General features: G+C 42.3%; 16 protein-coding genes and 1 pseudogene. 16 read left to right on the top strand and 1 reads right to left on the bottom strand.

The window, feature by feature from the left end; genetic code table 11:
* Positions 1 to 399 precede the first annotated feature (399 nt).
* The 5 genes from sufC (at position 400) to sufB (ending at position 5,665) form a co-directional block, all read left to right on the top strand.
* Positions 400 to 1,173: a Fe-S cluster assembly ATPase SufC gene (sufC, locus tag ODU37_RS08420; RefSeq protein WP_002938165.1), complete on the top strand. Its 774-nt coding sequence runs from the start codon at positions 400 to 402 to the stop codon at positions 1,171 to 1,173.
* A gap of 16 nt (positions 1,174 to 1,189) precedes the next feature.
* On the top strand, positions 1,190 to 2,452 hold the full coding sequence (sufD, locus tag ODU37_RS08415) for a Fe-S cluster assembly protein SufD (RefSeq protein WP_105121336.1): 1,263 nt from the start codon (positions 1,190 to 1,192) through the stop codon (positions 2,450 to 2,452).
* A gap of 3 nt (positions 2,453 to 2,455) precedes the next feature.
* A complete protein-coding gene (locus ODU37_RS08410; RefSeq protein WP_105121311.1) occupies positions 2,456 to 3,679 on the top strand; it encodes a cysteine desulfurase in 1,224 nt (407 codons plus the stop codon).
* On the top strand, positions 3,666 to 4,106 hold the full coding sequence (gene sufU, locus ODU37_RS08405; protein ID WP_398580464.1) for a Fe-S cluster assembly sulfur transfer protein SufU: 441 nt from the start codon (positions 3,666 to 3,668) through the stop codon (positions 4,104 to 4,106). Before ODU37_RS08410 ends, sufU begins: the two co-directional genes overlap by 14 nt.
* A gap of 143 nt (positions 4,107 to 4,249) precedes the next feature.
* Positions 4,250 to 5,665, top strand: coding sequence for a Fe-S cluster assembly protein SufB (gene sufB, locus ODU37_RS08400; RefSeq protein ID WP_002938151.1), 1,416 nt, complete (start codon positions 4,250 to 4,252; stop codon positions 5,663 to 5,665).
* Positions 5,666 to 6,000: 335 nt separating this feature from the next.
* Here the strand turns inward: sufB and pbp3 are convergent, their stop codons facing one another.
* The gene (gene pbp3, locus ODU37_RS08395) at positions 6,001 to 7,242 is read right to left on the bottom strand and encodes a D-alanyl-D-alanine carboxypeptidase PBP3 (protein ID WP_248019402.1); all 1,242 of its coding nucleotides are present in this window, start codon (positions 7,240 to 7,242) and stop codon (positions 6,001 to 6,003) included.
* A gap of 212 nt (positions 7,243 to 7,454) precedes the next feature.
* Between pbp3 and ODU37_RS08390 the strand changes: the two genes are divergently transcribed.
* The 11 genes and pseudogenes from ODU37_RS08390 to ODU37_RS08340 form a co-directional block, all read left to right on the top strand.
* Entirely contained in the window at positions 7,455 to 9,245 is a 1,791-nt protein-coding gene (locus tag ODU37_RS08390; protein ID WP_105105670.1) for an oligopeptide ABC transporter substrate-binding protein, read from the top strand.
* 376 nt (positions 9,246 to 9,621) lie between these two features.
* A complete protein-coding gene (locus tag ODU37_RS08385; protein WP_002942324.1) occupies positions 9,622 to 10,620 on the top strand; it encodes an ABC transporter ATP-binding protein in 999 nt (332 codons plus the stop codon).
* Positions 10,621 to 10,622: 2 nt separating this feature from the next.
* Positions 10,623 to 11,564, top strand: coding sequence for an ATP-binding cassette domain-containing protein (locus ODU37_RS08380; RefSeq protein ID WP_002938145.1), 942 nt, complete (start codon positions 10,623 to 10,625; stop codon positions 11,562 to 11,564).
* Between the two features lies 1 nt (position 11,565).
* Positions 11,566 to 12,522, top strand: coding sequence for an oligopeptide ABC transporter permease (opp4B, locus tag ODU37_RS08375; protein WP_002938143.1), 957 nt, complete (start codon positions 11,566 to 11,568; stop codon positions 12,520 to 12,522).
* A 13-nt stretch (positions 12,523 to 12,535) separates the two neighbouring features.
* Positions 12,536 to 13,438 (top strand): ABC transporter permease, encoded by a 903-nt coding sequence (locus ODU37_RS08370; RefSeq protein WP_024394948.1) that lies wholly within the window; start codon positions 12,536 to 12,538, stop codon positions 13,436 to 13,438.
* A 121-nt stretch (positions 13,439 to 13,559) separates the two neighbouring features.
* Positions 13,560 to 13,925: an Asp23/Gls24 family envelope stress response protein gene (locus ODU37_RS08365; RefSeq protein WP_002939192.1), complete on the top strand. Its 366-nt coding sequence runs from the start codon at positions 13,560 to 13,562 to the stop codon at positions 13,923 to 13,925.
* Positions 13,926 to 13,927: 2 nt separating this feature from the next.
* On the top strand, positions 13,928 to 15,592 hold the full coding sequence (locus ODU37_RS08360; protein ID WP_105153528.1) for a DAK2 domain-containing protein: 1,665 nt from the start codon (positions 13,928 to 13,930) through the stop codon (positions 15,590 to 15,592).
* A gap of 100 nt (positions 15,593 to 15,692) precedes the next feature.
* Entirely contained in the window at positions 15,693 to 16,133 is a 441-nt protein-coding gene (gene tsaE / locus ODU37_RS08355) for a tRNA (adenosine(37)-N6)-threonylcarbamoyltransferase complex ATPase subunit type 1 TsaE (protein ID WP_079397089.1), read from the top strand.
* On the top strand, positions 16,126 to 16,653 hold the full coding sequence (locus ODU37_RS08350) for a GNAT family N-acetyltransferase (protein WP_249562513.1): 528 nt from the start codon (positions 16,126 to 16,128) through the stop codon (positions 16,651 to 16,653). Before tsaE ends, ODU37_RS08350 begins: the two co-directional genes overlap by 8 nt.
* Entirely contained in the window at positions 16,650 to 17,843 is a 1,194-nt protein-coding gene (locus tag ODU37_RS08345) for an LCP family protein (RefSeq protein WP_002939198.1), read from the top strand. The genes ODU37_RS08350 and ODU37_RS08345 overlap by 4 nt, the downstream gene beginning before the upstream one ends.
* 380 nt (positions 17,844 to 18,223) lie before the next feature.
* Positions 18,224 to 18,419, top strand: a pseudogene (locus ODU37_RS08340) (IS5/IS1182 family transposase); the annotation flags it as partial.

Below are 18,419 nucleotides of genomic sequence, written 5' to 3'. Positions count from 1 at the left end.
CCGCACCGCTTCTCAAAGTTAGCCTCAACATCTCAACGCAGTAGTGGTTGATTGAGTTTGACAGTCCAGTGGAGTGAGGCTGGGCTCAAGCCCCGTACCGCTTCTCAACGTTAGTGTCAACATCTCAGCGCAGTGGTTGATTGGCAGATTTGTTCGTGTTTGACACTCCAAATCTGACCTAATCAACTGTGCGGGGGTGGGAAAACGAACTCTTCTATGGATGGTTGAGTTCTTTCCCGCTCCCAGCTCAACAACTTAAAACTAGGACTTGTTGACGGACTCTTCTATGAATGGTCGAGTTCTTTCCCCACTGCCAAGGTTGAGTCTTATCGGTGTATCTAGTTAGCTTGGTCAGTTAATGTGGTTTTTGAAGAGGACAAAAATGAAAAGGAGCACAGCATGTCAGTATTAGAAATCAAAGACCTTCATGTTGAAATCGAAGGCAAGGAAATCCTAAAAGGTGTGAATTTGACCCTTAAAACAGGTGAAATTGCAGCCATCATGGGACCGAACGGAACAGGGAAATCCACCCTTTCAGCAGCCATCATGGGCAATCCAAGTTATGAAGTTACCCAAGGTGAGATTCTGTTTGACGGTGTCAATATTTTAGAATTAGAAGTCGATGAACGTGCCCGTATGGGACTCTTCTTGGCTATGCAATACCCGTCAGAAATTCCAGGGATTACTAATGCGGAATTTCTTCGTGCCGCAATGAACGCTGGTAAGGAAGACGAAGACAAGATTTCTGTTCGTGATTTCATTACTAAGTTGGATGAAAAGATGGAGCTCCTTAACATGAAAGAGGAAATGGCAGAGCGTTACCTCAACGAAGGTTTCTCAGGTGGTGAGAAAAAACGCAATGAGATTCTGCAATTACTCATGTTGGAACCCACTTTTGCCCTTCTTGATGAGATTGACTCAGGTTTGGATATTGATGCCCTTAAAGTTGTGTCAAAGGGGATCAATGCTATGCGTGGTGAAGGCTTTGGTGCCATGATTATTACTCACTACCAACGCTTGCTCAACTACATCACTCCTGATGTTGTCCATGTCATGATGGAAGGCCGTGTCGTACTTTCAGGCGGACCAGAATTGGCGCAACGCTTGGAAAAAGAAGGATATGTTCAAGTTGCAGCAGAGCTTGGCATCGACTACAAAGAAGATGACATTTAAGTCTTTGGAGGAAGCTATGACCAAAGAAAAAATTCAAGAATTTTCAGCCTTGCAGGCAGAACCAACTTGGTTGACAGACCTGCGTCTTAAGGCTTTTGACAAAATAGCAGAGCTGGACTTGCCGGTTATCGAGCGGGTCAAGTTTCACCGCTGGAACCTTGGTGACGGAAGCCTAGCCACAAATGATGAAATCGGGGCTGTTCCAGATTTTACAGCTATCGGTGACAATCCTATGTTGGTCCAAGTTGGCAGCCAAACTGTCCTAGAGCAGTTGCCGGTTGACCTAGTAAAAAAAGGTGTGGTCTTTACAGACTTTGCCTCAGCCATGGACATCATTCCAGATGTGCTTGAAAAATACATCGGCGCTGCCGTAGCCTACGATGAGCACAAATTAGCAGCCTACAACACAGCTTATTTTAACGCAACAGCTGTTCTCTACGTACCAGATAATGTTGAAATCGACCAGCCAGTTGAGGCCCTTTTCTACCAAGACAGCACTAGTCCAGTTGCCTTTAACAAACGTGTCCTCATCATCGCTGGAAAAAATGCCAAGCTTAATTACCTGGAGCGTTTTGAAAGTTTAGGCGATGGCACAGCAGCGACTTCAGCCAATATTGTTGTAGAAGTAATTGCTCTTGCTGGTAGCCAAATCAAGTTTGCGGCCATTGACCGCCTTGGTAAGCATTTGGATACCTACCTCAACCGTCGTGGCTATCTCGGAAACGATGCAACGATTGACTGGGCGATTGGTCTGCTCAACGAAGGAAATGTGGTTGCCGATTTGGACAGCGAATTAAAAGGAAACGGCAGTCATGCCAACCTCAAAGTTGTCGGCCTTTCATCTGGTCGTCAGGTACAAGGTGTGGATACGCGCGTGACCAACTATGGTCATAATTCGGTCGGACACATCCTGCAACATGGGGTTATCTTAGAAAGCGGAACCTTGACCTTCAATGGTATCGGACACATTGTTCGTGGTGCTAAAGGTGCAGATGCCCAGCAAGAAAGCCGTGTCCTCATGCTGTCTGACAAGGCTCGCTCCGATGCCAACCCAATTCTCCTTATCGATGAGAATGAGGTCACAGCTGGACACGCAGCCTCAATCGGTCAGGTAGATCCAGAAGACATGTACTACCTCATGAGTCGTGGTCTGGACCGAGCAACTGCTGAATGCTTGGTTGTTCGCGGTTTCCTTGGCGCAGTCATTACCGAAATTCCTGTCAAGGAAGTTCGTGACCAACTGATTGCCGTGATTGAAGAAAAACTAACAAAGAGATAAGATATGGATTTGGAACGCATTCGCAAGGATTTTTCAATCCTAGACCAAGTTGTTAACGATGAGCCGCTGGTCTATTTGGACAATGCGGCGACCACTCAAAAACCGCAGCAGGTACTAGATGTGCTGGCGGATTATTACCAGAAGGATAATGCCAATGTTCACCGTGGCGTTCACACTCTATCTGAGCGGGCGACGGCTCGCTACGAGGCGGCTAGGCAGAAGGTGGCAGATTTTATCCAGGCCAAGTCTAGCAAGGAAATCCTCTTCACCAGAGGAACGACCACCGGTCTTAACTGGGTGGCTCAGTTTGCAAAGGAAATTCTCCAGCCAGACCAGGAAGTGATCATCTCGGTCCAAGAGCACCACTCCAATATCATCCCTTGGCAGCAAGTCTGTCAGCAAACAGGTGCCAAGCTCCGCTATGTAACCCTAAAAGACGGCGAGCTAGACATGGACCACCTGCGGTCGCTGTTGTCTTCCAAGACCAAGTTTGTCTCCCTAGCCCACGTATCCAATGTCCTAGGTGGCGTGGCTCCTATTGGGGAAATAGCAGAGCTGGTGCATCAGGTCGGTGCCTACTTGGTGGTGGACGGAGCCCAGTCAGTTCCCCACATGGGCGTCAACGTGCAAGAATTAGACATGGATTTCTATGCCTTTTCAGGTCATAAAATGTTGGGACCGACAGGAATTGGCGTTCTCTACGGCAAGGAAGAATTGCTCAATCTCATGTCGCCTGTTGAATTCGGCGGTGAAATGATTGACTTTGTCTATGAGCAGTCAGCTACTTGGAAAGAATTACCTTGGAAGTTTGAGGCAGGAACGCCCAATATTGCAGGTGCGATTGGGCTGGGAGCGGCCATTGATTACCTGACCGAAATTGGTATGGACGCTATCCAGGCCCACGAGGCAGAACTGGTTGACTATGTCTTTCCCAAATTGCAGGCTATTCCAGGCTTGACCATTTATGGTAGTCAGGACCTGTCCAAGCGGACGGGAGTTATTGCCTTTAACTTGGACGACTTGCATCCACACGATGTGGCAACTGCTCTGGACTATGAAGGTGTTGCTGTGCGGGCTGGCCACCATTGTGCCCAACCGCTTCTCAGATATTTGCAGGTGCCTGCTACTGTACGAGCAAGTTTTTACATCTACAATACCAAGGCTGACTGTGATAAGTTGGTCGAGGCAATCATCAAGACAAAGGAGTTTTTCAATGGCCCTATCTAGATTAGACTCTCTTTATATGGCAGTTGTGTCTGAACACTCCAAGTCGCCTCGTCACCGCGGAAGTTTGGACGGAGTGGAAAAGTTAGAACTCCACAATCCAACCTGCGGTGATGTGATTGAACTATCAGTCAAGATTGAAAAAGATGTGCTTACCGATATTGCTTTTGACGGCGTTGGCTGCACCATTTCAACCGCATCAGCTTCTATGATGACTGAAGCAGTGCTTGGCAAAGAAATCAGTCAGATTCAAGAACTAGCAGAAATCTTCTCACAAATGGTCCAAGGCCAAGAAGACCCACGCCAGAAGGAACTGGGAGACGCCTCCCTCCTCGCAGGTGTTGCCAAATTCCCCCAACGCATCAAATGTGCTACTTTACCGTGGAATGCCCTAAAGAAAGCACTGGAACGCAGTGAAAGTGCTGACTGAGCACCATCGAATAAACAAAAAACGAAAATCATACAGAAAGGATTGTTCAGTTTCTGATTGGAATTGAAATTGAACAGGCCCAGCAAGTATTTAAGAGAGCGTAACTGTTATTTTCATACTTTTTGGGCTTAGTATCTTATATTATGTCAGAAGAAAGAATTGAACCAACCCCGATTGACCTTGGGGAATACAAATTCGGTTTCCATGACGAGAACGTGGAACTGGTGGCTTCGACTGGTAAGGGTTTGAACGAAGAAGTCATTCGTGAAATGTCCCGTATCAAAGGCGAGCCTGAATGGATGTTGGAATTCCGTTTGAAATCCTATGAAACCTTCAAGAAAATGCCTATGCAGACTTGGGGAGCCGATCTATCCGAACTAGATTTTGATGATATTGTTTATTATCAAAAACCATCGGATAAGCCAGCACGTAGCTGGGATGATGTCCCAGACAAAATTAAAGAAACCTTTGAGCGCATCGGTATCCCAGAAGCTGAGCGTGCTTACCTGGCAGGAGCTTCTGCCCAGTACGAATCAGAAGTGGTCTACCACAATATGAAGGAAGAGTACGACAAGCACGGGATTATCTTTACAGATACCGACACGGCCCTCAAGGAACACCCAGAACTCTTCAAAAAATACTTTGGAAAACTCGTTCCGCCGTCAGACAATAAACTGGCTGCCCTTAACTCAGCGGTTTGGTCAGGTGGGACCTTCATCTATGTACCAAAAGGCGTTAAGCTGGATATTCCACTCCAAACCTATTTCCGTATCAACAACGAAGGAACAGGTCAGTTTGAACGCACTCTCATCATCGTGGATGAAGGAGCAAGTGTTCACTATGTAGAAGGCTGTACCGCTCCAACTTACTCAACGGCTAGTCTTCACGCAGCTATTGTGGAAATCATTGCCCACGAAGGTGCCTATATGCGTTACACCACTATTCAAAACTGGTCAGATAACGTTTATAACCTGGTAACCAAACGTGCCCGTGCCGAGAAAAATGCCACAGTTGAGTGGATTGACGGAAACCTTGGTGCTAAGACGACCATGAAATACCCTGCGGTTTACTTGGAGGGTGAAGGAGCTCGAGGGACTATGTTGTCCATTGCCTTTGCCAACAAAGGTCAGGTCCAAGATACCGGTGCCAAGATGATCCACAATGCACCACGGACTTCATCTTCTATCGTATCCAAATCCATTGCCCGAGGCGGTGGAGAAGTTAACTACCGTGGTCAAGTTACCTTTGCTAAAAACTCAGCCAAATCTATCAGCCACATTGAATGTGATACCATTATCATGGATGATATTTCCAAATCAGACACCATTCCATTTAATGAAATCCACAACTCACAAGTGGCCCTCGAACACGAAGCAAAAGTATCCAAAATCTCAGAAGAACAGCTTTACTACCTCATGAGCCGTGGCTTGTCCGAGTCAGAAGCCACAGAGATGATTGTCATGGGCTTTGTCGAACCATTCACAAAAGAACTCCCAATGGAATACGCAGTCGAACTCAACAGACTGATTGCCTATGAAATGGAGGGCTCGGTTGGTTAGATTTTTGGCAATTTAGCAAACATGAGTTTGCTAAAAGCCAAAAAATCTCCAACCGAGGTGGGAGATAAGGAGTAGCGAAAGCTACTCTACATTGTAATGCCAACGCTCGTTGGAAATAGGGAGCGACGGGAGTCGCTCTTCTTTGTAATCATAATAACCTTATCACAATTCCGTGCCTTCCACGCTCGTCATTTTCTGTAAGAAAATGATATGTAGTGAGGAGTTCCGGAACTCCCTCCAACTCACTCTCCAACCGAGGTAGGAGATAAGGAGTAGCGAATGTTACTCTGCGATAAAAAAATAGTATGTCGAATGATTTTCGACATACTATTTTTTTATAATTTTTCGTTGACATAGCGGACAAATTGATTCCACCAAGAGAATGGCCAGGATGCTTCTTTCATATCGCTAGGGATAATCATATTGACACTAGCTTGCTCGGAAATATAACCTTTTCCAATGAGATCTTGATCTTTCAGTTGCAGTTTGCCAACCAAGGTCCCCGCTTTGAGGGGAGCATCAATTTCTTTTATATCCGTTGTAAAAGTTGCGGTGGGGACATTATCAGTTTGTTTTCGTTGAACAACGGTTAAATCTGCTGCTGCAACAACAGGACTTGTTTCTTTTTCACCATTGAAAACCTTTATCTTACTATCTTCAAAGGCTTCACCTTTTTTTAATAGTGTAACAAGCGAAAAGTTAGAATAAACATAGTTCATCAAATCATTTGTCGCGACAAAGCGATTTTCTGGAGAGGTCAGCCCATCATTGGCATTCAATACTACTGTGATAATGCGCATACCAGCTTGTTGAGTTGTTGCAAGAAAACTTGAACCAGCCGAGTTTGAGGTCCCTGTTTTTAAGCCGTCAACCCCTCCACGAGCGTGAGTGCCGTCGCTCAGCATTTGGTTGGTGCTATAGTAAGTGTAGCCGCCAAAATCGTAGGCGTTTAGCGAGGTAATGTCGAGCACCTGAGGATAGTCGAGTATTAATCGTCTTGCGATGATAGCAACATCTAGGGCTGAAAACATATTTACATCTTCAGGACTGGAGCCTGGATAAATATTTTCACCCAAGTCGGTATTATCTAGCCCGGATACATTGACAATTTTTGTATCGGTAATTCCCCATTCTTGGACTTTTGCCTTCATTCGATCCACGAATGCAGCTTCGCTACCGGCTATTTTTTCTGCCAGAGCAATAATAGCACTGTTGGATGATGTTATTAAAGAAGCGTTTAATAGGTCTCTTACAGAATAGGAGCGTTCATCTAGATTGACATTGCTTAATTCGGTATTAGAAGTGAGGCTATAGGGATAATCAGAAATATCTACCATAGTATCTAAAGTGATCTCACCCTTTGCCAGTGCTTCGTAGACCAGGTAAATGCTCAATGTCTTACTGATAGAAGCAATGCTTGCTTTGGTTTCGGCATCTTGCTCATACAAGATTTTGCCGCTACCTACTTCAACCGCGATAGCATGCTTGGCTGCAACAGAAAAATCTTCTGCCAAAATAGGTGTGGAAGTTAAAAAAACGGCAAGGATTGTAGTGAGTGTTAGTAAAAGTTTACGCATAATCATTCCTTTTTGGGGTATTTTATTCTATTATATCACAAGAAATGTGAGAAAAATTTGGAAAAAACATGTAAAAAATGAGAAAATGATGAAAAAATATGTTTTTACAAAATTTTCTGACAAAAAGACTTTATTTAAGAAAAATTTATGATATAATGATTTTTATAAGACATAGTAATAAGTGTCAAACAAAAAGAAAACAGAGGTGTTTTATGAAAAAGACAACGAAACTTTTTGCACTTGCAGGTGTGACTCTCCTTTCAGCATCTGTTCTTGCAGCATGTGGTTCAAAACAATCAGGTGCAGCAAAACAGGAATTGTCATTCCCAGCTGAAGTAAAACAAGATGGAACAGCAGTCGCAGATGCTCAATTGAAATATGCATTTGTGTCACCAACAACTTCATCGGGTCTCTTGATTGACGAGTTGACTGAGAATACTACTGATTCAACATTTGGTGGTATGGTTGATATTTCAATGTTCGGTTACGATGGAGATCGTAAGTTGGATGATTCTGGTCTTGCTAAGGCTGAATTTGATGTGAAAGGTAAGAAAATCACAGTCAGCTTGACTGGTAAGGATTACAAGTGGTCAGATGGTGAGCCATTCACAATCAACGACTATATCTTTACAATTAAGTCAATGGCAAGCAAAGACTATACAGGTATTCGTTTTGATGATAAATTCTTGAACATTGAAGGTATGCAAGAATTTGTTGATGGAAAAGCATCAGACATCTCTGGTATTAAGAAAGTTGATGACTATACAGTAGAATTAACTGTAAAAGAAATGTCCCCTTCAATGATGTATGCAGGTGGTGATGTCCCAGCCTATATCCAACCAGAACACATCTATAAAGACATCCCTGTTGCAGACTGGGAAAAGAGCGAATACTCACGTACTGCGAAGCTTGTTGGTATGGGTCCGTGGAAGATTAAAGAAATCGTCAATGGTGAGTCTATCACTTACGTACCAAACGAATACTTCTTCAAAGGTACGAAACCAAAAACAAGCTCATTGAAGATTGACATCGTATCTCCTGATACTATTGTTTCTGAAATGAAAGCGGGGAATTATGATATTGCTGACATGCCAGTAGATCAGTTGGATTCATATAAAAAAGCATCTAACTTGAATATTGTTGGTTCTTTGGACTCATCTTATGAATACATTTCATTTAATTTTGGTAAATATGACGAAGCAGCCGGTAAGAACGTTATGGACGAAAATGCCAAGATGAATGATGTGAAACTTCGTCAAGCAATTGCCTATGCGATTGATACTAAGACAGCTGGTGAGTCATTGTACAATGGTCTTTACCACCCTGCAAAATCATTGATTATCTCATTCTTCGGCGATATTCATGATTCAGAATTGGAAGGCTATTCGTACGATCCTGAAAAAGCGAAAAAACTTTTGGATGAAGCTGGCTACAAAGATGTAGATGGCGATGGTATCCGTGAAGGCAAAGATGGTAAGGCATTCAAGATTACCTTTGCGGCTCGTAAACGTACTGAAGCTAACGAAGCGCTTGTACAACAATACATTGCTTGGTGGAAAGAAGTTGGCTTGAATGTCGAACTTTACACAGGACGTACAGTTGAAGGTAAGTCGTTCTATAACTCAGTTCAGGCTAATGATGCTGCTATTGATATGTATGCTGGTGGATGGTCAACAGGTTACGATCCAAACCCAAGTGGTCTATGGGGACCTATCGCTGCCTTCAACATGTCACGTTTCGTATCTGATGAAAATACTAAGTTGTTGGAAGCAATTAGCTCAACAGAATCATTTGACGATAAGAAAAATGTTGAGAACTATAAGGCTTGGCAAAAATATGCTCACGAGCAAGCATTTGCCATTCCAACATTTGAGTCTGAGTCAATTACTGCACTTAACAAACGCGTGAAAAACTATGACACTAACTACGGTTCAGCTTCAGGTAAAGGTATCGCTCTTGAGAATATCGAACTTACTGCTGATAAAGGTGTAGTGGCAGAATAATTTGTTAGAAGACAATAAAATCTGAAAAAGCCAATTTGATTGGCTTTTTTCAGATTGCTATTGGAATTTTCAGATAATTGTGGTATAGTAGATTCAGTACACAAAAATGAGTCCCTACTAACAAAAACTCAAGATGAAAAACATTAACCTACTCAATTCCTAATTGAGACAGTGATAGGGATGGTCTTGATTTATGATTGGATATAGGTACATTTTTTACTTCTGGGTAATCGCTATCAAACGATAATTTGGTAGAAATATGTTATTCTAGAGTAGTTATATAAAGTCAGTTAATCAAACATTATATGAACTTGATAATCGTAAGGCTATTGAATTGATTGAGCTTGATTAGCTGGCACATAAAGGAGGAAAAAGCGTGGCTACCGAAAAACCGCTTTTAGACATTAAAGATTTACACGTCGGTTTCCGTATTGGAGATGATTATTTTGACGCTGTTGACGGTGTTGATATCTCATTGCAAAAAAATGAAATTTTGGCAATTGTAGGGGAATCTGGCTGTGGTAAATCAACTTTGGCAACGACCATCATGGGCTTGCATAACCCTTTGAATACCAAAATCACAGGAAGCATCCAGTACAATGATATGGAATTGATTGGCATGGATGAAGCTAAGTACAATACGGTACGTGGTAATGATATTGGTATGATTTTCCAAGATCCCTTGGCTTCTCTAAATCCATTGATGACGATTGGTGCACAGATTGATGAGGCACTGTTCTATCATACTGATTTGGATGCCAATGCTCGTACAGAGCGAGTTTTGGAACTCTTGGCTCAGGTAGGTATTCCAAATCCTAAGCGGACATTTAAACAGTATCCACATGAGCTTTCAGGTGGTATGCGTCAGCGTATCATTATTGCGATGGCCTTGTCTTGTAAACCGCCAATTATTATTGCGGACGAACCTACAACGGCCTTGGATGTTACAATTCAAGCACAAATCTTGGATCTCTTAAATGATATTCAAGCGGAGACAGGTTCGGGTATTATTTTGATTACCCATGACTTGGGAGTGGTTGCAGAGACTGCTGATCGTGTGGCGGTCATGTACGGTGGTCAGTTTGTCGAAGTAGCGCCAGTAGAAGAATTGTTTACCAATCCAAAACATCCATATACACGTTCGCTCTTGAAGTCAAATCCTCAATCAGGTAGCGAGGGTGGCGATCTTCATGTTATTGAAGGTATTGTGCCGCCGATTACAAAAATGGTTCGTAAGGGTTGCCGTTTTGCTCCGCGTATTCCGTGGATTGGAGCAGAAGCTCATGAAGAGAATCCGAGTATGCACGAGGTAGGCCCAAATCACTTTGTTCGTTGTACCTGCCATGAGACATTCTATTTTGAAGGGGAGGCCTAATAGTGGGATTTATTGAAGTAAAAGATTTAAAAGTCCATTATCCAATTCGTAGTGGCTTCTTTAACCGTGTGACGGATCATGTCTATGCTGTCGATGGCGTTAATATTGAGTTTGAAGAAGGAAAAACCTATGGTTTGGTAGGTGAGTCAGGTTCTGGGAAATCGACCATTGGTAAGGCAATTATCGGTTTAGAGCGTGCCACTTCTGGTCAGATTATCTATGAAGGACAAAATGTAACCAACAAATCACGTGGTAAAAAAGGAAACTTTAATCGTGATGTTCAAATGATTTTCCAAGATTCTCTTTCAAGTTTCAACCCGAAAAAACGTATCTTGGACATCATTGCAGAACCAATTCGTAACTTTGACCGCTTGTCTCCAGATGAAGAAAAGAAAAAGGTTCTTCAACTCTTGGATACAATCGGTCTAAATGAAGAAGCTCTGATTAAATATCCTCACGAATTCTCAGGTGGTCAACGCCAACGTATCGGTGTTGCTCGTGCCTTGGCTAGTAATCCTCGTTTGATTATTGCAGACGAGCCGGTTTCTGCCTTGGATTTGTCTGTGCAGGCACAGGTCTTGAATTATATGAAACGTATCCAAGATGAGTTTAAGCTCAGCTATCTCTTTATTTCCCATGACCTCGGTGTTGTGCAACACATGTGTGATGAATTGTTCATCATGTATCGCGGACGTTTCGTAGAAACAGGAAATAAGAACGATATTTATAATAATCCACAACACATTTATACTAAACGTTTGTTGTCAGCTATTCCAACGATTGACCCACTCAATCGATTGAAGAATAAAGAAAAGCGTTTGGCTGCTGAAAAAGAATATCAAGAAATGCAAGGTCAATACTATGATGAAAACGGTCGTGTGTACGATTTGAGATCCTTCTCAGAAACTCATCAAGTAGCCCTTCCAGAAGGAGGTCAGAACTAAGATGTGGAAAACAGTATTACGTCGTTTGCTCATGATGATTCCGCAGATTATTATTTTGAGTGTCATTGCGTTCTTTGTTGCGAAGATGATGCCGGGGGATCCCTTTACAGGATTGATTGACCCAAATATTGATCCAGCAATCATTGAACAAAAACGGATTGCGGCAGGTTATTATGACCCAATCCCTGTTCAGTATTTCCGTTGGGTAGGCAATCTTTTGCAAGGAGATTTTGGTCAGAGTGTTATTTTTAAACAACCAGTTGTTGATGTCATCATGCAGCGCTTGAATAATACAATTGGATTATCCCTCTTGACGATGGTATTGACTTATTTGATTGCACTTCCATTGGGTATGATTGCAGGTCGTTATCAAAACTCACTTGCAGATAAAATCATTGGCGTGTATAACTTCTTGACATTTTCAACTCCAACTTTCGTTTTTGCCATCCTCATGCTCTGGATGTTTGGCTTTAGTTTGGGCTGGTTCCCGACGCGCGGTTCGATTAGCGGTGGTGTGGAAGGATTTGCAGCGACTCTCAGTCGTTTACACCATATGATTCTGCCAGCGATTACAATGGCGATTTTGTCAACAACAGTTACTATTCAATATCTCCGTACGGGGATTATTGATGCTAAGAGCCAGGACTATGTTCGTACAGCTCGTGCCAAAGGTGTTCCTGAGAGAGTTGTTTATAACCGTCATATTTTCCGTAATTCGATTTTACCGATCGCATCTTTCTTGGGTTATGAATTGACAGGATTAATTGGTGGTTCTATCTTTATTGAAAATATTTTCACTTACCCAGGTATCGGTCAGTTATTCTTTAACTCTATTTCTAGTCGTGACTATAGTGTTATCTTAGCTTTATTGTTGGTATTTGGTATGGGTACTTTGTTGGGGACATTGATTTCAGATATTATCATGAGTATCGTGGATCCACGTATCCGTGTGAAATAGAAGGAGGAGTAAGGTGAGTAAAGAAAATAAAAAACAAGTACAATCTGCTTCAACTCCTCCAGGTGGCTTCCGTGTCATCGCGCGGGAGTTTATGAAAGATCGACTTGCATTGACCTCATTAATTATCTTAGTGACGGTTCTCTTAGCAGTCTTTATCGGTGCACTTCTGTTGAATCAAGAACAAGTTATGAAAGTCAACCTTTTGGGACGTTACTTGGAACCAGGTGTTAACGGCTATATCTTGGGGACAGATGAAGGTGGTAAAGATATCTTTGGTCAGCTGATTATCGGTGCTCGTAACTCAATCATTATCGGTTTTACCATTACGATTATTACTAGTATCGTTGGTATCTCTATCGGTTTGATTTCTGGTTATTACGGTGGTCGTTTGGACGGATTCTTGATGCGTATTGTCGATTTCATCATGATTTTGCCGGTGACAATGTTGATCATTGTGTTCGTGACAGTTATCAAGAACTATACAATCTATCATTTCATTCTTATCATGAGTGCCTTTTATTGGACGGCCAAGGCTCGTCTATTCCGTACAAGGACTTTGTCAGAGGCAAGTTTGGACTATGTCAATGCATCAAAAACATTGGGAACAAGCGACTTCATGATTATGTTCCGTGAAATTTTACCAAACTTAAGTTCATTGATTATCGTTAACTTGACCTTGAACTTTGCGGGAAATATCGGTATCGAGACTTCGTTGACTTATCTTGGTTTCGGTCTACCATCGACAGTACCAAGTTTGGGTACCTTGATTGCCAATGCCCGCAATGCAGATATTTTGGAAAACAAGACATGGATTTGGTTGCCAGCAGCCATCTTCATCCTTGTGATGATGCTCTGTATCAACTATGTCGGACAAGCTTTCCAACGTGCAGCAGATGCTAAGCAGCGTTTAGGTTAATTGTGAAAAGGGTTCCTTTTGGAGCTCTTTTTTTGTAAAATCCGATGTAACAAGCTTGTTTTTTACAGAAAGCAGAAAATGTGGTAAAATGGAGTGATAAAACTATTTGAGGTAACGAATTATGACTGTTAAAATCAATACTAAAGACGGCCAAATCGAATTGACTGATGACGTGATTGCCACAGTTGTTGGCGGTGCTACGACTGAGATTTTCGGTGTTGTTGGGATGGCTAGTAAGTCTGCGATCAAGGATAATTTTCAAGCACTTTTGAGAAAAGAAAATTATTCTAAAGGTGTTGTGATCAAGACCTTGGAAGATGGTCGCATTGCAGTCGATGTTTATACTGTGATGAGCTACGGTGTAAAAATCAGTGAAGTATCTCGCAATATCCAAGAACGCGTTAAGTTCAACTTGGAAAATCAACTAGGTATCTCTGTAGATGCCGTCAATGTCTTTATCCAAAATATCAAAGTCGTAGGAGAATAATTGTGTCTAAAATTACAACTAGTTTATTTCAAGAAATGGTGCAGGCAGCATCAACTCGTCTGAATAAACAAGCCGAATATGTGAACTCACTCAATGTTTTCCCAGTTCCAGATGGGGATACTGGTACCAACATGGGGATGACTATTACCAATGGTGCTAAAGAAGTAGCAGATAAGTCTGCTTCTACTGTTGGAGAAGTTGCGCAAATTCTTTCTAAGGGCTTGTTGATGGGAGCTCGTGGAAACTCAGGTGTTATTACGTCGCAATTGTTCCGCGGTTTTGGTCAATCTGTTAAAGGCAAGGTTGAATTGGACGGTAAGGATTTGGCGCAAGCCTTTCAACATGGTGTAGAAGTGGCTTATAAAGCCGTTATGAAGCCAGTTGAAGGTACTATTCTTACTGTTTCGCGTGGGGCAGCCACTGCCGCTTTGAAAAAGGCAGAAGAGACTGATGATGCGGTTGAGGTCATGCGTGCTACTCTTGACGGTGCTAATCGTGCTCTTAAGAAAACGCCAGAGATGCTTCCAGTCTTGAAGGAAGTTGGTGTTGTCGATTCAGGTGGACAAGGTCTTGTTTACATTTATGAAGGCTTCTTGTCAGCTTTGACGGGTGAGTATATTGCTTCGGAAGATTTTGAGGCGACACCTGCTGTTATGTCTGAAATGATCAATGCTGAGCACCACAAGTCAGTTGCAGGTCATGTGGCGACTGAAGATATTACCTTTGGTTACTGTACAGAAATCATGGTAGCTCTTCGCCAAGGTCCTACTTATGTGAAGGAATTTGATTATGAAGAATTCCGTAACTACCTCAACGACCTTGGGGATTCCCTCCTAGTTGTTAACGACGATGAAATCGTCAAAGTCCATGTCCATACAGAAGATCCAGGTTTGGTCATGCAAGCGGGTCTTCAATATGGTAGCTTGGTCAAGGTAAAAGTGGACAATATGCGTGAGCAACATGAAGCTCAGGTCGAAAAAGAAGAAACTTTCCAAAAACCGACTGAACAAAAAGAGTATGCTATTATTGCGGTTGCTGCTGGTGAAGGTTTGACAGAAATCTTCAAATCACAAGGCGTTGACTATGTGATTTCAGGTGGTCAGACCATGAACCCATCAACAAAAGATTTTGTCAATGCTATTGAATTGGTCAATGCCCGCAATGTCATCTTGTTGCCAAACAACAAAAATATCTTGATGGCTGCTCAGACGGCTGCTGAGGTTGCAGAAGTTGCGGTTAAGGTTGTGGAAACTAAGACTCTACCACAAGGTTTTACTAGCTTGCTTGCTTTTGATCCAAGTCGTGATTTGGAAAGCAACTTTGAAGTGATGACGGCATCTCTCGCAGAGGTGAAAAGTGGTAGCGTGACAACTGCGGTCCGCGATACAACCATTGACGGTCTTGAAATCCATGAGAATGACAACCTTGGTATGGTTGATGGCAAGATTGTGGTTTCTAATCCAGATATGATGGAAACACTTGTCGCTACATTTGAGAAAATGCTGGATGAAGATAGTGAAATCGTAACAATCTATATCGGTGAAGATGGTGATGAGGAACTCGCTCAAACTCTTGCTGAACAGCTAGAAGAACAATTTGAAGACGTTGAGGTTGAAATCCATCAAGGAAATCAACCAGTCTACCCATATCTTTTCAGCGTAGAATAAACAAAATCGCAGGCTCTGGCTTGCGATTTTTTCTGTCGACTTGTCTACAATTTCCAGTAGACCTATGACAAACTACTGGGGCTATGGTATAATTAAAGACATGTATAGTCAGAATGAAAATGAATTGATTGCCATTGGTGAGAGAATTGGAAAAGCCTGTAAGCCAAATCAAGTTCTAGTATTATCAGGGAATTTGGGTGCTGGGAAAACAACTCTGACCAAGGGGTTGGCCAAGGGGTTAAAAATTGAACAGATGATTAAGAGTCCTACTTATACGATTGTTCGAGAGTATGAGGGGACTATGCCGCTCTATCACTTAGATGTTTATCGAATTGGAGATGACCCTGACTCGATTGATTTGGATGATTTTCTCTATGGAGGAGGTCTAACGGTTATCGAGTGGGGAGAATTACTGGATGTCAGTCTATTTGATGACTATTTGCTCATTCGTATAGAGAAAGAGGGAGATGGTCGACGATTGACAGTCGAATCTCATGGAGCTCAAAGTAGCGATTTAGCGAAGGAGTTCCAAAATGTCTGAAAAAGAAGTGTATTTTAGTGAAGCTGAACCAGCTGATGCAGCAGCTTTTATTGATTTTATGAATCAAGTTGCTAGAGAAACGGATTATCTGGTTATGGATGAGACTGGTTTTCGATTTAGTGTTGCTGCAATGGAGACCATCTTCGAGGCAGGAATCGAAAATCCTCGTGAATTGTGCCTGTTGGCTAAGGTTGGTTCGGAAGTCGTCGGCGCAATTTCTGTTAAGTCCTCTAAGCAGTTTCGCATTAGCCATATCGGAAATGTTTTTATTGCAGTAAAAAAAGCCTACTGGGGTCACGGTCTAGGGATGATTTTACTGGAGGAAGTATTGCATTGGGCAGAGGAAATGGATGTATTGAAGCGTTTGGAATTAACGGTTCAGGTTCGCAATCAGGCGGCAGTACATTTATATCAAAAACTAGGATTTAACATTGAAGGAACCCAGATACGTGGGGCTAGAACAGATGAAGGAGAATGGCTTGATCTTTATTATATGGGCAAGTTAATTGGTGAAGTATGACAATTGGAAAAAAAATATTCTTAATGTCTTTGGCTATTATTGGTTTAACAGTAGGTGCTGGCTTAATATATGGAGCCAGCTTGTTAAATTTTTCTACGGATGCTATTTCGAAAACATTTAAGCAGTTAGATGGAGAAGAAAAAATCACTCCGATTGATGCGACAGAGCCCCTAACTATCCTACTGATGGGGGTGGATATGGACCAAGCAACCCGTGGAGGAGATTGGGAGGGTGGTCGTAGTGATTCGATGATTTTGGTAACTGTTAATCCCAAGACTAAGGAAACCAATATGATGAGCTTGACTCGTGATATTATGGTTGAGATTGCAGAAGCGAATGGGGAGTCTTCAGGAACGGTTGAAAAACTAAATCATTCTTATAGCTACGGACAGGCACCGATGGCCATTGCCACGATCGAAAAGATGATGGATATTAACATTGACCGCTATATCGAAATAAATATGGATGGTCTGGTTGAGCTTGTTGATGCGGTTGGAGGTATTGAGGTAAACAATACTCTTGGCTTCCCTATATCCATTTCGGAACATGAGCCTGCCTACACCTCTATTGTCCAGCCGGGGAAACAGTTGGTAAATGGGGATCAGGCGCTGGTTTATGCTCGGATGCGCTATGATGATCCTGAGGGGGATATTGGTCGTCAGAGACGTCAACGTGAAGTTATAACGGCTATTATAAAAAAACTCCTTCAGTTAGACGGTTTTACCCAGTATAAGAAGATTCTGACTGCCATTTCTAATAATATGCGAACCAACATTGAGATTAGTCCTGCGACAATTCCAAATCTCTTGGGGTACAAGGACTCTATCTCCAAGTTGAATTCCTATCAGTTGCGCGGTGTGGATCAAATGGTTGATGCAATCTATTATCAATTACCAACCAGTACACATCTATTGGAAATGCAAAATGTTCTGAAAAAATCTATCGGCTTAGAAGAAAATACCGACTTAGTCACAAACGTGAAGGTCTACGAAGGACAGATGGGATTGCCAAGTCCAATAAATGTTTATGATGTATATACAAATCTCTTGCTGTTAGAAGCAAGTCCATGGGCAGAAAGCTTGGATCCAGAAATAGGGAGTCCATCGGCTACTACGACTGTGACAACAGAAGAGCAGGTAACCGATTTTTCAACAGAGCCAGTACTCGGTGATGAAAACGGGTCACAATAATGTAGTCATTCAGTTTTTCTCTTATTACTTTGATGAGCGAATATAAAAGCCTATAAAAATAGAGGTTGGTTACAACCTCTATTTTTATAGGCTTTTGGTTTGCTTTTAGTACGAGGCAATGAGCCGCAGGCCTAACTGAAGTTAGGCAAGGCGAGTTCAAACAATCCAGTGGAGTGTTTGAAGTTGGAAATAGGGAAACAGAGTTTCCTCTTACGTCGAAGTAATAAAAGAAAAACTAAGTGACGATATTTGGAAATGAGGCTGGGCAAAAACTAGCCGCTCATATATAAAAAAACGAGCAATTCCAATTAGGAGTTACTCGTTTTCCATTTCATGCTTTATAATTATAATAACGACAAAACAACTAGAAAGGCATGAAAATGTATAAACAGTATAACACAAATCAGTTAAGTTTGGAATTAAATATTGCTTGGGACTTACCTGCAACGCATGAGGCTCGTCTGATTAGTCAGTTTGTGGATACCATTCCTCAATCTGTTCTACTAGATGAAATTTCTCACACAGGTCGTCCTGCCTTTCATCCAGCCATGTTGCTCAAAATGACCCTGTTCGCCT

The sequence above is a fragment of the Streptococcus sp. 2021WUSS109 genome (genome assembly GCF_044427305.1).
GTDB lineage: Bacteria > Bacillota > Bacilli > Lactobacillales > Streptococcaceae > Streptococcus > Streptococcus suis.
The sequence above is the reverse complement of the archived record's forward strand: the minus strand, read 5'-3'. Positions and strand labels throughout refer to the sequence as shown.

Bases quoted from the DNA above. Each gene is read 5' to 3' on its own strand.
- sufC (WP_002938165.1), top strand. From the start codon at position 400: ATGTCAGTATTAGAAATCAAAGACCTTCATGTTGAAATCGAAGGCAAG.
- sufD (WP_105121336.1), top strand. From the start codon at position 1,190: ATGACCAAAGAAAAAATTCAAGAATTTTCAGCCTTGCAGGCAGAACCA.
- ODU37_RS08410 (WP_105121311.1), top strand. From the start codon at position 2,456: ATGGATTTGGAACGCATTCGCAAGGATTTTTCAATCCTAGACCAAGTT.
- sufU (WP_398580464.1), top strand. From the start codon at position 3,666: ATGGCCCTATCTAGATTAGACTCTCTTTATATGGCAGTTGTGTCTGAA.
- sufB (WP_002938151.1), top strand. From the start codon at position 4,250: ATGTCAGAAGAAAGAATTGAACCAACCCCGATTGACCTTGGGGAATAC.
- pbp3 (WP_248019402.1), bottom strand. From the start codon at position 7,242: ATGCGTAAACTTTTACTAACACTCACTACAATCCTTGCCGTTTTTTTA.
- ODU37_RS08390 (WP_105105670.1), top strand. From the start codon at position 7,455: ATGAAAAAGACAACGAAACTTTTTGCACTTGCAGGTGTGACTCTCCTT.
- opp4B (WP_002938143.1), top strand. From the start codon at position 11,566: ATGTGGAAAACAGTATTACGTCGTTTGCTCATGATGATTCCGCAGATT.
- ODU37_RS08365 (WP_002939192.1), top strand. From the start codon at position 13,560: ATGACTGTTAAAATCAATACTAAAGACGGCCAAATCGAATTGACTGAT.
- tsaE (WP_079397089.1), top strand. From the start codon at position 15,693: ATGTATAGTCAGAATGAAAATGAATTGATTGCCATTGGTGAGAGAATT.
- ODU37_RS08350 (WP_249562513.1), top strand. From the start codon at position 16,126: ATGTCTGAAAAAGAAGTGTATTTTAGTGAAGCTGAACCAGCTGATGCA.
- ODU37_RS08345 (WP_002939198.1), top strand. From the start codon at position 16,650: ATGACAATTGGAAAAAAAATATTCTTAATGTCTTTGGCTATTATTGGT.